Annotated in this window: 11 protein-coding genes; 10 read left to right on the forward strand and 1 reads right to left on the reverse strand. The window is 32.7% G+C overall.

From position 1 onward, the window contains the following. The first annotated feature begins 21 nt into the window (after window positions 1–21). The 10 genes from C4S29_RS02105 to guaA all read left to right on the forward strand — a co-directional run bounded on the left by C4S29_RS02105 (window position 22) and on the right by guaA (window position 12,183). Window positions 22–1,881 carry a glycoside hydrolase family 13 protein gene (locus tag C4S29_RS02105; RefSeq protein WP_103912470.1) on the forward strand — a complete coding sequence of 620 codons (1,860 nt, stop codon included), beginning with the start codon at window positions 22–24 and terminating at the stop codon, window positions 1,879–1,881. A 267-nt stretch (window positions 1,882–2,148) separates the two neighbouring features. Further along, window positions 2,149–2,676, forward strand: a complete 528-nt coding sequence (locus C4S29_RS02110) for a nuclear transport factor 2 family protein (protein WP_103912471.1) — start codon at window positions 2,149–2,151, stop codon at window positions 2,674–2,676. Beyond that, window positions 2,673–4,163, forward strand: a complete 1,491-nt coding sequence (locus C4S29_RS02115) for an MFS transporter (protein WP_103912472.1) — start codon at window positions 2,673–2,675, stop codon at window positions 4,161–4,163. Before C4S29_RS02110 ends, C4S29_RS02115 begins: the two co-directional genes overlap by 4 nt. A 290-nt stretch (window positions 4,164–4,453) precedes the next feature. Next, window positions 4,454–5,167, forward strand: a complete 714-nt coding sequence (locus C4S29_RS02120; RefSeq protein ID WP_103912473.1) for a pirin family protein — start codon at window positions 4,454–4,456, stop codon at window positions 5,165–5,167. Between the two features lie 36 nt (window positions 5,168–5,203). Then, on the forward strand, window positions 5,204–5,746 hold the full coding sequence (locus C4S29_RS02125) for an NADPH-dependent FMN reductase (protein WP_103912474.1): 543 nt from the start codon (window positions 5,204–5,206) through the stop codon (window positions 5,744–5,746). A gap of 223 nt (window positions 5,747–5,969) precedes the next feature. Next, entirely contained in the window at window positions 5,970–6,959 is a 990-nt protein-coding gene (purM, locus tag C4S29_RS02130; protein WP_103912475.1) for a phosphoribosylformylglycinamidine cyclo-ligase, read from the forward strand. A 9-nt stretch (window positions 6,960–6,968) separates the two neighbouring features. Further along, on the forward strand, window positions 6,969–7,538 hold the full coding sequence (purN, locus tag C4S29_RS02135; RefSeq protein ID WP_103912476.1) for a phosphoribosylglycinamide formyltransferase: 570 nt from the start codon (window positions 6,969–6,971) through the stop codon (window positions 7,536–7,538). Window positions 7,539–7,540: 2 nt separating this feature from the next. Continuing rightward, window positions 7,541–9,052, forward strand: a complete 1,512-nt coding sequence (gene purH, locus C4S29_RS02140; RefSeq protein WP_103912477.1) for a bifunctional phosphoribosylaminoimidazolecarboxamide formyltransferase/IMP cyclohydrolase — start codon at window positions 7,541–7,543, stop codon at window positions 9,050–9,052. A gap of 163 nt (window positions 9,053–9,215) precedes the next feature. After that, complete coding sequence (gene purD / locus C4S29_RS02145; RefSeq protein ID WP_103912478.1) at window positions 9,216–10,454, forward strand: phosphoribosylamine--glycine ligase; 1,239 nt, start codon at window positions 9,216–9,218, stop codon at window positions 10,452–10,454. Window positions 10,455–10,653: 199 nt separating this feature from the next. Then, window positions 10,654–12,183, forward strand: coding sequence for a glutamine-hydrolyzing GMP synthase (gene guaA, locus C4S29_RS02150; protein WP_103912479.1), 1,530 nt, complete (start codon window positions 10,654–10,656; stop codon window positions 12,181–12,183). 72 nt (window positions 12,184–12,255) lie between these two features. On the opposite strand, the gene C4S29_RS02155 is transcribed toward guaA, so the two are convergent. After that, window positions 12,256–14,409 (reverse strand): outer membrane beta-barrel family protein, encoded by a 2,154-nt coding sequence (locus C4S29_RS02155; RefSeq protein WP_103912480.1) that lies wholly within the window; start codon window positions 14,407–14,409, stop codon window positions 12,256–12,258. Window positions 14,410–14,489 lie beyond the last annotated feature (80 nt).

Below are 14,489 nucleotides of genomic sequence, written 5' to 3' on the forward strand. Positions count from 1 at the left end.
GAGGTTTCTAAAAGAAAAATTATGAAAAAATTACCCCTATTCTTTATTTTTTTCGTCTATATTTTAAACGCTCAAAAAACTTTAGATAGAGTAGAACCACCTTTTTGGTGGCACAATATGCACAATCCAGAATTGCAGATTTTACTTTATGGTAAAGACATTGCTACAAAAAACATAGAACTTTCAGACGGCGTAAAAATTGAAAAATTAACCAAAGTTGAAAATCCAAACTATGTATTTTTAACTTTAAATACAGCCGAAATAAAATCAGCAGATTTTAATATCAATGTTCTGGATGGCAAGAAAAATATCGCCACCTATAACTATGAATTAAAAAACAGAAAACCCAATTCCGCCGAAAGAAAATCTTACACTTCTTCCGATGTTATTTATTTAATAATGCCCGATAGATTTGCAAACGGCAATCCAAGCAATGATTCTCAACCAGATCTTATAGAAAAAGCCAACAGAAATTTACCAAGCGGCAGGCACGGCGGCGATTTGCAAGGCGTAATCGATCATTTAGATTATTTAAAAAATTTAGGTGTTACCGCAGTTTGGCTTACACCAGTAAATCAGGATAATGAAAAACAAACCACTTACCATGGTTATGCGCAAACAGATTTATATAAAATTGATGGCAGATACGGCACCAATGAAGATTATAAAAAATTATCTGCCGATTTGAAATCAAAAAACATGAAATTAATTCAGGATGTTGTTACCAATCATTGGGGAATTTCCGATTGGTTGATTCAGGATTTACCTTCAAAAGATTGGATTCATCACTTTGCAGATGGCGAAGGAAAAGACGGTTTCAAACGTTCAAATTATAGAACAAGCACACAAACCGACACAAATGCTTCAGAAATTGATAAAAAATTAGCCCTCGATGGTTGGTTTGATAATTCAATGCCAGATTTGAATCAATCTAATCCTTTAGTTTTAAATTATCTCACTCAAAATGCCATTTGGTGGATAGAATATGCAGATTTAGACGGCTTGCGCGTTGATACTTATCCCTATAACGACAAAGAAGCAATGGCAAAATGGGCAAAATCTATCACAGACGAATATCCTAATTTCAATATTGTGGGAGAAACTTGGGTTTACACGCCCGCAACAATTTCATTTTGGCAGAAAGATTCAAAAGTAGCAGCAATTGAAAATTATAATTCTAATTTACCTTCAGTGATGGATTTTACCTTGTTTTCAGCAATGCCTGCGGCGTTTAAAGAAAAAGAAAGTTGGGACCAAGGAATGATAAAATTATACAATTCTTTTGCAAATGATTTTCTTTTCCCTGATGTAAATAATATGCTTGTTTTTTTCGAAAACCATGATACAATGCGTTGGAATGAAATTTTTGATGGTGATATTCGGTACTATAAAATGGGTTTATCTTTAATAATGACAGTCCGCGGAATTCCTGAAATTTACTATGGTTCAGAAATAGGAATGCGTGGAAATAAAGACAAATTGGGCGATGCAGACATTCGGCGAGATTTTCCGGGCGGTTGGAAATCGGATTCTCAAAATGCATTTAACCTAAAAACACAAACCCCAACTCAAAAAGAATACTACGATTATACTTCAAAATTATTGAACTGGCGCAAAAATAAAAACGTCATTCATACCGGCAAAACCAAACATTACGTCCCCGAAAACAATGTTTACGTCTATTTCAGATACAATGAAAAGGAAAGTGTAATGGTCGTTATAAATAATGATGAAAAAGACCAAACTTTAAAATTAAACCGTTTTGCTGAATCCCTTCAAAACTATTCCCACGCTAAAGATGTGATTTCAGAACAGCATTTTGACTTAAATAAAGACTTAAAAATTCCCGCAAAATCTTCATTAATATTAGAACTAAAATAGAAAGCAAGTAACTTATTTCTTAACACTTTGCAAAAGTATTTAGAAGCGTGATTATACTTTGCCAAAGTTTGTAGAAGAGATAACTTACTTTGGCAAAGTTTTTAGAAGCGTGGTTATACTTTGCCAAAGTTTTTAGAAGAGAGAACTTACTTTGGCAAAGTTCAAAAAGTGAAAACATCAAAGTACTTTTATAACCTTAATGTTTCAAATATTTAATGTTTTCTCATAAATTTCAAATAAATTCATTATTTTTAATAAATTTTTTTAATGAAAAAAACTACTTTAATTTTTAGTCTATTTATTATTTTACTTTCACTTCAGAAAATGGCTGCGCAACAGCAAAAATTTAATTCTGAAAATGAAACCATTAAGATTAGTAAAACATTAGATGATTTGAACTTGTTTGCTGCAAAGGCTGATTTTAACGGTTATTTTAATCTTTTTGCGGAAAATTCAACTTTTATTGGGACAGACGCAACCGAAGTTTGGAATAAAAAAGAATTTATGACCTGGGCTGAACCTTTTTTTAAATCAAAAAAAACTTGGGATTTCACATCTTTAAAAAGAAACATCACTTTTAGCAGCGACGGAAAATTGGCTTGGTTTGATGAACTTTTAAACACCCAAATGAAAATTTGCCGTGGTTCAGGCGTTTTAGAAAAAATAAATGGCACTTGGAAAATCAGGCAATATGTACTTTCAATGACCATTCCAAATGATATTTCGAACGAAGTTACTAAACTGAAATCACCAATAGAAGACCAATTAATTCAAAAATTAAAATCACAAAAATGATATCAAATCAAACTAATACAGGTTTTACTAAAAAAATAAAACCAAATCTCACCATACCTCAAATCATTAATATGAGTATGGGTTTTATGGGTATTCAGATGGCATTCGGACTTCAAAACGGAAATGCAAGTAGAATTCTTGCAAATTTAGGTGCAAATGTCGATCAATTATCTTGGTTTTGGTTAGTTGCGCCAGTTACAGGTTTAATTGTTCAACCGATTATTGGCCACATGGGAGACAACACTTGGAGTCCACTTGGGCGAAGAAAACCTTATTTTTTAATTGGTGCCATTCTTTGTGCAATTGGCTTGGTTTTTCTTCCAAATGCGGCTTCTGTAAATGCCATGATTGGTGCAAGTGTTTTACTTTTGGCGGTTATTTTTCTAGCGATGATGGATTTTTCCGTTAATATTGCGATGGAACCTTTTCGCGCTTTAGTTGGTGATATGTTACCAAAACATCAGGGAACAATTGGTTTTTCCGTGCAAACTATTTTAATAGGAATTGGTGCCGTAATCGGTTCAGAAATGCCGAATTGGTTGGCGAATTTTAATAATTCTATGATTTTGTTAAATAATTTTTGTAGTGAAAGTAGACTTCATTTTAATATTCCCAATTGGTTGTTAAATATAAAAATTTCTAATGTTGCACCAGATGGTTTTGTAGCCGAAAATGTTATTTACGCTTTCTATATTGGCGCCGGAGTTTTAATGATTTCAATTCTTTATACGATTTTTACAACCAGAGAATATTCACCTAAAGAATTTGCAGAATTTGCTGGTGATGAAAGCGTTGCAGAGCCTTCAAAATTTTCTGAAATGTTTGCAGATTTTGCTAAAATTCCTTCTTTAATGAAAAAATTAGGTCTCGTGCAATTCTTCTCTTGGTTTGCACTTTTTACGATGTGGGTTTTCACCACAACTGCTTTAGCAACTCATACTTTCGGACTTTCACCAGAAGATACGCATTCTTCTGCTTTTAACGACGCCGGAAATTTAACCGGACATTTATTCGGGCTTTATAATTTATTTGCAATTCCTTTTGCATTTTTATTAACACCAATTGCGAAACTAATTGGTAAAAAACAAACCCATGCTTTAGCTTTATTTTGCGGTGGTTTAGGTTTAATTTCAATGTTTTTTATTAAAGATTCTGGGATGCTCTGGATCTCAATGGTCGGTCTTGGTTTTGCTTGGGCAAGTATTTTAGCAATGCCGTATGCAATGCTGATTGACGCAATCCCAACGGGCAAAATGGGCGTTTACATGGGGATTTTTAATTTCTTTATTGTAATTCCTCAAATTGTAAATGGCATTTTTGGTGGCCCGATTGTCAAAAATTTCTTTGGAAATATGGCTATGGATTACGTTGTTGTTGGAGGCGTTTGTATGCTAATTGCTGCGGCAATTACAATGTTTTTAATTAAAAATGACGAAAGTGAAACAGGTCAAGAATTAGAACAAGAAATTGAGCAAATTCATTTTTAAAAATTCATTTTAACTTAAAATCCGTCTCGAAGTTAACCGAGACGGATTTTTTTTGATAAATTTCTAACCTTTTCTAATTCGTTGATAGTTAAAAGTTCGTAGTACTTTTTTGCTATAAAATTAAAATATATGATTTAATTTTTTAGCAAATTTGACTTTTTTTAATAAATTCTCATTGCTTCAATTCTTTATTTTGAAAGATTTCTTACCTTATGTTAATGGAAAGTATATTTATTTATTATATTTTTGTATTCTAAAAATAATTTAATTTTATACAACAATATTATACTATGAAATCTATTTATCATAGAGCAGAAAGCAGAGGTGGACAAAATCACGGTTGGCTAAAAACAAAACACAGTTTTTCATTTGCTAATTTTCACGATCCAAAAAAAATGAATTTTGGAGCACTTCGTGTTTTAAATGATGATTTTGTTGCACCGGGAATGGGCTTCGGAATGCACTCGCACGCTAATATGGAAATTATCACAATTCCGATGGCTGGTGAACTTCATCATAAAGATTCTATGGGGAATTCTGGCTCGATTAAAAGCGGAGAAATCCAAATAATGAGTGCAGGAACAGGAATTCAACATTCAGAATTTAATGGAAGCAAAGAACATCCGGTGTCTTTTTTTCAGATTTGGATAAATCCAAATAAATTAAATGTAGAGCCAAGATACGACCAGTTTAAAATTTCGGATTTTTCTAAATCAAATGAGTTTCAGCAAATTATTTCACCCAGTAAAACCGACGAAGGAGTTTGGATTCAGCAAAATTCTTGGTTTAATATTTTAAAAACGACGCAAAAAACAACTCGCAAATATAACCTACATAAAGAAGAAAATGGCGTTTATATTTTCGTAATTTCGGGCAGTGCAAATATTAATGGCCAAACTTTAAATAGCAGAGATGCTTTAGGGATTTGGGAGGTTCAGGATTTCGAAATTGAAGCCGAAGAAAATGCTGAAATTCTCTTAATAGAAGTACCAATGGCAATTTAAAACTTTAGTTTAACAACATTTAAAAAAAATATTTTTATGAAAATACTCGCATTTGCCGGAAGTAATTCCGAAGAATCCATCAACAAAAAATTAGTAACAAGTGTTGCTAAGTCTTTTAATAACGACAATGTGGAAATTCTCGATCTTAACGATTTTGAAATGCCAATCTACAAAAACGAAAGAGAAAAAACCACCGGAATCCCAAAATTAGCCTATGATTTTGCAGAAAAAATTGACGAATCAGATCTGCTATTAATTTCCCTCGCAGAACACAATGGCGCATATTCTACAGCCTTCAAAAATATTTTTGATTGGGTTTCAAGAATTCCAGGAAGACATCATTTTGGAGATAAACCTACATTTTTAATGGCTACTTCTCCTGGAAAAATGGGAGGATCTACTGTTTTAAATATTGCTGCAAATAGACTTCCTTTTAATGGTGCAAAAGTGATTGATATATTTTCTTTGCCCTTTTTCTTTGAGTTTTTCAATTCAGAAACCGGTGAAATCATTAACGAGGATAAAGCGGTGGAACTGAAAGCAAAGGTTGAAAAAATTAAAAATGAATTAGCAGTTTAAAAAAATATTTTTTGGTTGTGTAAAATATTCTTACTTTTGTTCAAAATAAAAAACAAAGTTTTGTTATTAAATTTTTTAAATAAGCAGCACCGAAATTCTTTAAAAAAAGAAGAAATTTCCACCGAAAAAATATAAAATAAAAAGCCGACGCCTAAAAGTGTCGGCTTTTTTAATTAAAATAAGTGCAGAAATTTGCCTTTGGCGAATTCAAAATATATAAAACATGAGCAACACATACAAGTCCGCCGGAGTAGATAAGGAAGAAGGTTATAAAACCGTCGATAAAATAAAATCTGCCGTAGCTGAAACGCACAATAAAAATGTACTTAATAATTTAGGCAGTTTTGGTGCTTTTTATGAAATCGGAAATTACAAAAATCCTGTTCTGGTAAGCGGAACGGATGGAGTAGGAACAAAACTCAAAATTGCATTAGATACCAAAAATTACGATTCTATCGGGATTGACTGTTTCGCAATGTGCGCCAATGACATCGTTTGTCACGGCGCAAAACCCTTGTTTTTTTTAGATTATTTGGCTTGCGGCAAATTAGATTCTAACGTTGCTGCGGAAATTGTTTTAGGAATGGTAAAAGCCTGCAAAGACAATGAATGTGCATTAATTGGTGGAGAAACTGCAGAAATGCCCGGAATGTATAAAGATGGCGACTATGATGTGGCTGGATTTTGTGTTGGTATTGTAGAAAAAGAAAACATCATTGATGGTTCTAAAATCAAATCTGGCGATGTCATTATTTGCTTACCAAGTTCTGGTTTTCATTCAAATGGATTTTCATTAGTAAGAAAAATTTTCCCTGATTTTAATGAAAATTTCGCGGGAAAACCCTTATATGAAACACTTTTAGTTCCAACCAAATTATATTATCAAGACATTAAAAAATTAACTGAAAAAGTTGAAATTAATGGAATTGCCCACATCACAGGTGGCGGAATTATCGAAAATATCCCAAGAATTATTCCTGAAGGTTTATGTGCAAAAATTGAAATCAATAAAATTAAAATTCCAGAAATTATGCTGGAATGCAAAAAGAGAGGAAATATTGAACGTCTCGAAATGTTTGGAACCTTCAATATGGGCGTCGGAATGGTCGTAGTTGTTGACGAAAGTTTAGCAAAACAAGTATTAGAAATTTTACCTGAAACTTACATCATTGGTGAAATTGTTAAAAATAATGAGAAAATTATTTTAAACTAATAATTTTTAATGAAAAATATTTGCATTTTACTATCTGGTTCTGGTACTAATCTTCAAAATATTGCAGAATGTATTTCGCGAGGTGAAATTCAAAATGCAAAAATAAATTTAGTGATTGCAGACCGTGACTGTTATGGTTTACTACGCGCTGAAAATTTGGGTTTAAATTCAATTTTGATAAAACGAGGAAAAACTTTCACAGAAGATTTGGTTAATGCCATTCCAGAAAATACAGATTTAATCATTTTGGCGGGATTTCTTTCTATTTTAAATGAAAGTTTTTTCAAGGAAATTTCCATACCAATTATTAATATTCATCCATCGCTTTTACCAAAATTTGGCGGAAAAGGAATGTGGGGAAATCACGTTCACGAAGCAGTATTAAAAAATAAAGAAACTGAAAGTGGCGCTTCAGTTCATTTCGTAACGGAAGAAATTGACGCAGGGAATATTATTTTGCAAAAATCAGTACAAATTTCAGAAAACGAAACCGCGGAAACTTTAGCCGAAAAAGTTCATAAAATTGAGTATGAAATTTTTCCAGAAGCAATTAAAAAAATTATAAATTTTATAGATTAATTATGAAAAAAAGAGTTTTAATTTCCGTTTCAGACAAAAGCAATCTTGTAGAATTTGCAAAATTTTTAGAAAGCAAAAACTATGAAATCGTTTCAACTGGCGGAACTTTTAAACATTTAAAAGACGCGGGTTTAAATCCGATTCAAATTGATGAAATCACCAATTTCCCAGAAATGTTAGACGGTCGCGTAAAAACTTTGCATCCAAAAATTCACGGCGGTTTATTGGCTTTAAGAGAAAATCCTGAACATATGAAAACTGTTCAAAACCACGAAATCGGATTAATCGATATGGTAATTGTTAATCTTTACCCTTTCTTTGAAAATGCCGGAAGTGAAAAATCATTAGCGGAAAAAATAGAATTTATAGATATTGGCGGACCATCCATGTTACGTTCCGCGGCGAAAAATTTCAAAGATGTTGCAGTTTTAACGGATGTGAAAGATTACGAATTAGTTCAAAAAGAAATGGAAGCCGGCGAAATTTCCTTTGAAACAAGAAAAAAATTAGCTGGAAAAGTATTTAATTTGACATCTGCTTATGACGCTGCAATTTCAAAAATGCTTTTAGATTCAGAATTTCCAGATTATTTAGAAGCGTCTTTCAAGAAAGTATCTGATTTAAGATATGGCGAAAACCCACACCAAAACGCTGCATATTACGTTTCAACAGTTGAAGGTGGTGCGATGAAAGATTTCGAAATTTTAGGCGGTAAAGAATTGTCATTCAATAATTTACGTGATTTAGATTTGTGCTGGAAAGTAGTAAATGAATTTAAAAATGAAATGGTTTGTTGCGCCGTAAAACATTCCACACCTTGCGGCGTTGCCGTTGGAAACTCGGAATTAGAAACTTACAAAAAAGCCTTTGAATGCGATCCAATGTCTATTTTCGGTGGAATTGTTGGTATGAATTTTAAAGTCAATGCAGAAACCGCTGAAGAATTAAATAAAACATTTTTAGAAATTGTTGCCGCAACAGACTTCGAAGAAGAAGCGTTAGAAATTTTAAAAAAGAAAAAAAATCTTCGGATTATTAAAATTAAAAATCCTGTATCAGACAAGCAAACTTGGGTGAAAATCGATGGAGGAATGCTTGTGCAATCTGCGGATAATCAATTTTCGGAAAATATTGAATGCGTCACAGAAATACAGCCAAGTGAAACGCAAAAACAGGCACTTCTTTTTAGCCAGAGAATCGTGAAATATGTAAAATCAAATGCCATCGTTGTGTCAAACGGAACTCAAGCCTTGGGAATTGGCGGTGGACAAGTCAACCGAATTTGGGCAACAGAACAAGCAATTTCCAGAGCGAAAGAAAAATTTTCTGGCGAGTTGGTTTTGGCTTCAGATGCATTTTTTCCGTTTCGTGATGTAGTAGATTTTTGCGCAAAAGAAGGAATTACTGCCATTATTCAGCCAGGAGGTTCCATGAAAGATTCAGAATCTATCGCCGCTGCAAACGAACAGCATATTCCAATGTTATTTACAGGAATGCGCCATTTTTTCCATTGATGAAAATTTATTTTCCACAAAACTTAATAATCTTTATCCCCCAACAAATCTTAATGGTAAAATTTATTGAAATTATTATTTTAAAATCTAAATTTTTCCTTTTTTAATTTGAAAAAAACCCATCAAAAGCCTAAATTTGTAACCATAAAAAGAATATAATTATATGAAAATATTAATCGTTGGAAACGGCGCTCGAGAATCTGCTTTAGGCGTAAAATTAAAGCAAGACAAAAGAATTTCTAAAATATTTTTTGCCCAAGGAAATGCAACTACAGATAATCTTGGTCAAAATTATTACGAAAGCGACATTGTTTCTCTTCGAAATTTGGCCATTAAAGAAAATATTGATTTAACAATTGTTGGCCCAGAAGCACCTTTAGTAAACGGAATTGTAGATGAATTTCGGAAAAATGATTTGCAAATTTTCGGGGCAACCGCTCGCGCTGCAAAACTAGAAGGAAGCAAAGCCTATTCTAAAAAGTTCATGCAAGATTATAATATTAAAACCGCAAAAGCAAGGGTTTTTGATGCTTATCACGATGCGATGGATTACGTGAAAGACCATTCATATCCTTTGGTAATAAAAGCAAGTGGTTTGGCAGGCGGTAAAGGCGTTGTGATTTGTGAAGATGTTTTAGAAGCAAATTCTACAATTCACAAATTTATGATAGACAGAATTTATGGAGATGCCGGTATTCAGTTGATTATTGAAGAATATTTAGAAGGCTATGAAGTTTCGATCATCGCTTTTTCAAATGGTAAAAAATTATTTCCATGCATTCCTGCAAAAGATTACAAAAAAGCTGGCAATGGTGAAAAAGGTGCAAATACTGGCGGAATGGGTTCTGCAGCGCCAACACCAGAATGGACGGCCGAAAACCAAATAGATTTTGAAAAAAATATTTTAGAACCAACCATCGTTGGATTGCAAAATAAACATTTGAACTTTAGAGGATTTATCTTTTTCGGCCTAATGGTTACCAAAGACGGTTGCTACTTACTAGAATATAATATGCGACTTGGTGATCCAGAAACGCAAGTTTTAATGGCACTTTTAGAAAATAATTTAGTAGATACAATCGAATCTTGCTTAAAAGGCGAAGACATTGAACTAAAATTTTCCGACAAAAAAGCCCTGTGTTTAGTAATGTGTTCTGGCGGTTATCCACAAAATTACGAAACAGGTTTTGAAATAAAAGGTATTGAAAAAGTAGAGCATTCCACACTTTTATTTGCCGGCGCTGCGCAGGAGGCCAAGAAAATTGTAACAACAGGCGGCCGTGTTTTAAGTTTGGTGGCCACCGCAGATTCCTTTGAAGAGGCTCGAAAAAAAGTCTACGCAGATGCATTGCCAATTCATTTTGATTATGCCTATTACCGCCAAGACATCGGCGAATTTTAAAATATAAGACGTGATTTTTCACGTCTTTTTTTTATTTTTTAGTAGCTATTTCCCGCTGTCCGCTATATCCCGCCGCGGCGGGGATGCCGCTTCCATCGGGGCTAGTTACAAGTTGTTTTTCTTTTGAAATTTTAGATTTTAACAAGAAAAAAAATATTAAAAAGCACTTCCAATAAAACCTACTACCAAATAACAAAAAATGCAAAACGGCATATTAATCCTCGATTTCGGCTCACAATACAACCAACTCATTGGAAGAAGAATCCGTGAGATGGAAGTCTATTCAGAAATAATTCCCTTCAACACGCCACTTTCAGAAATTTTAGAAAAAAAACCTGCAGGAATTATACTTTCCGGCGGACCAAGTTCAGTAAATTCTGAAACTGCTAATTTAGTTTCAAAAGAATTATTAGAATCTGGTATTCCAATTTTAGGAATTTGCTACGGAATGCAGTTGATCACGCATTTGTTTGGCGGAAAAGTCTCTCGTGGTACAAAAGGCGAATACGGAAAAGCAGAATTAGAAATTACAAAAAACTGCCCTTTATTTGCAGGCGTTTCTAACAATTCTGTTGTCTGGATGAGCCACTTTGACGAAGTAGAATCCGTTCCAGAAAACTTTGACATTAATGCAAAATCTGGTGTTATTGCGGCCATCAGTAATTTAGAAAAAAATATTTACGGCATACAATTTCATCCTGAAGTAACACACACCGAAGAAGGTGGCAAAATGCTTTCAAATTTTGTTTTCAATATTTGCAAAGCCGAAAAAAACTGGTTTCTTACTAATTATATTGAGAAAACAATTGCCGAAATTAAAGAAAAAGTGGGTTCTCAAAAAGTAATTTTAGGTTTATCTGGCGGCGTAGATTCTTCCGTGGCAGCCGTTTTAATTCACCGCGCAATTGGAAAGCAATTGACTTGTATTTTCGTTGATACAGGCTTATTGCGCAAGGATGAAGACAAAAAAGTAATGAAAAATTACGGTGAGCATTTTGATTTGAATATCAAATTAATAGATGCTTCAGAACGTTTTATGAAAAAACTTGAAAACGTGTCCGAGCCAGAAGCCAAAAGAAAAGCAATCGGAAATGAATTTGTTGCCGTTTTTGACGAAGAATCACATAAAATAGAAGGCGCAAAATTTTTAGCGCAAGGTACAATTTATCCGGATGTCATTGAAAGTCAGTCGGTAAAAGGACCTTCTGCAGTAATAAAATCTCATCACAACGTTGGTGGTTTACCCGAAGAAATGGGCTTTGAGTTACTAGAACCTTTAAGGGAATTATTTAAAGATGAAGTAAGAAAAGTAGGAGAGGAACTGGGCATTCCGCATCATTTGGTTTACCGCCATCCATTTCCTGGTCCAGGTTTGGGTATTAGAATTTTGGGCGCTGTTGACGCTGAAAAAGTAAAAATTCTGCAAGAAGCCGATGATATTTTTATTGAAGAATTATACAAAAATGATTTATACGAAAAAGTGTCGCAGGCATTTGTCGTTTTACTTCCCGTAAAATCTGTAGGTGTGATGGGCGATGAGCGCACTTATGAATACACGGCAGTTGTTCGTTCTGCAAATACAATCGATTTTATGACCGCAACTTGGAGCCGATTACCTTATGATTTTTTAGACTTAATTTCCAGTAGAATCATCAATGAAGTTCGTGGTATAAACCGCGTTGCTTACGATATTTCAAGCAAACCACCGGCTACGATTGAGTGGGAATAATCATTAATTAAATAAAATAAATATAATTTTAAAGCAGAGATTGACGCCGTTTAATCTCTGCTTTTTTTTAATTTATTTCGCGCCGCCGCTTTCTTTTTCAACATCTGTTTTAGAAACATCTTTTACTTTTTGGTTACCAAAACGCTTTACTAAAGTGAAAGAGAAACCGTGATAGTCAACTACTACTTTATTTCTAAAAGTTCCAATCGGTGCGAAAGTGGTATTATCAAATTTCAGTTTTGAAAACGGATTTACTAATCTTAATGTTGCTTCAAGTCCTAAATCTTTAAATATTTTGGTTGCAGAAATATTGTGAAATATACTTGGTTTATTAGAAAATGAATTTCCATTATTTGGAGTGAAAAGGGTAAAAAATGCATTCACATTAATGTTTTCATTAAATAAATTGGTATAAGAAAGATTTGAAGATGCATTGATATTCGTGATATAACTTTTGCGATCCAAATTATTTTTCTTGTTAAAATCACTGTCGTCAATATAATTTAAACCAAGATTAAAATTTACATTTAATTTATTTTTAAAAAATGTTTGATTGGTGTTAAGATTTAAGGAATATCTTAAAGATTTTCCATTAAAATTAACGGGCTGCGAAATAGTGTTTCCGTTTTCTACCAAATAAGTATCCCAATAATCTTGATTGGTAAAAGAATAATTGGCTGAAATAAAATATTTTTTAAATAAACCTAATTTCAGCCCAATTCTATCGCTCGGATTGGGTTGAAGATTAATATTGCCGCGGTAAAATGTTCCATCATCAGTTGGTAATAAAAACGGATTAAATTCCGAATACCAAGGGCGCCATAAATTATGATTATAAGTTGCGCTTAAATTGTAATCATCAGAAAATGAATATTTTAACAATAAATTTGGAAGGAATGTTCCATAAGAATCTTTTCGCTCAATATTCCCAACAATTTGTCTAATTTTAAAATTAATGTACTCATAACGCAAACCAACTCTTGTTTCCAATTTTTTAAAATAGGTTTTAGAAAAATTAATGTAAAGTGAATTTAAGTTTTCTTGATAGTGAAAATCATTGCTTCTCGTTTCATCAAAAACGTAAGCATTGTTAGTTAGATTTAAAAAATCATAGGGAATTGCATTGTTTCTAAAATCGATTTTTCCTCCAAATTCTAAATGATCTTCAGATTTCCCTATATTCTGGGAATAATCGGCTTTAAGATAATATTCTCGGTTTTCATTATTGGCTAAAATTCTATTGCCAGTAGGGATTTGGCTATTGCTTTTCATCAAAATACGATCATTTGTATCAACCGTAGAATCGTAATTAAAACCCAAGTTTAGGTCTAATATTTTATTTTTTTCTTTGTCGTAATATTTATAATATAAGTTATTCCCAAGATTTTGATTGTAACCATTTAGGTTTTGATTTTGAACATAAGAATTTTGAAAAATATTATTTATATAATTATTTCCCAAAGCATTAGAAAAAGAATTCCGATTATTTTGATAAAATTCTAAAATTAAGCCTAAAGTATTTTTATCATTAAGTTCAAATTCAGAAGCAGAAGAAAATGAAGGCGATTTTCCAATTTCAGTACCTTCTGTAGAAATCTTAGTCAGCGAATTATTAGCATAAAAAAAATTCTCATTTTCGTTTTTAGAAATCCTTGTATTATCGCTATAACTTCCCGTGAAATTTTGTGTGAAACTTCCTTTGTGATAATTTATATTTAGATTTGAGTATTGAGAATTTTTTGCATTCTGAGAATTATTAGCAGTTACACTTCCTTTTATACCTTCATTGGTCAATTTTTTTAAAACAATATTTATCACTTCGCCAGACGTCTCGTATCTTGACGACGGACTTGTGATTACTTCAATTTTCATTAGATTTTCCGCTGGAATAGTCTTTAAATATTCCTTTAATTCTTTTCCGGTGAAGATTGATTTTCTGTCATTTATGTAAACCGTCACATTTTCGCCTTCTGCTTTGATCACGTCATTATTGTCAATGCTTACCAAAGGCGTCATTTGCAGAATTTCCCAACTCGTATTTCCTGCTAAAATTGAACTGTTCGCCACATTAAAAACAGTTCTGTCGGCTTTACTTTCTACGGTTGCTTTTTTTGCAATTAAAGTAATTTCGTTAATTTTATTTTCCTTTATAGAGTCAGAAATTTTAGTTTGTGCAGAGAATAATGTCAGCGATAAAACTGAAATAGTTGATAAAATTAACTTCATAAAGGTTTTGCTAATTGTTTAATATTGCAGGCGAAAGTAGTTAAATATTTCAATTTCTATTATTAAAATTTTCATAAAAT

Source organism: Halpernia humi (genome assembly GCF_900108025.1).
In the GTDB taxonomy this organism is placed as follows: Bacteria; Bacteroidota; Bacteroidia; order Flavobacteriales; family Weeksellaceae; genus Halpernia; species Halpernia humi.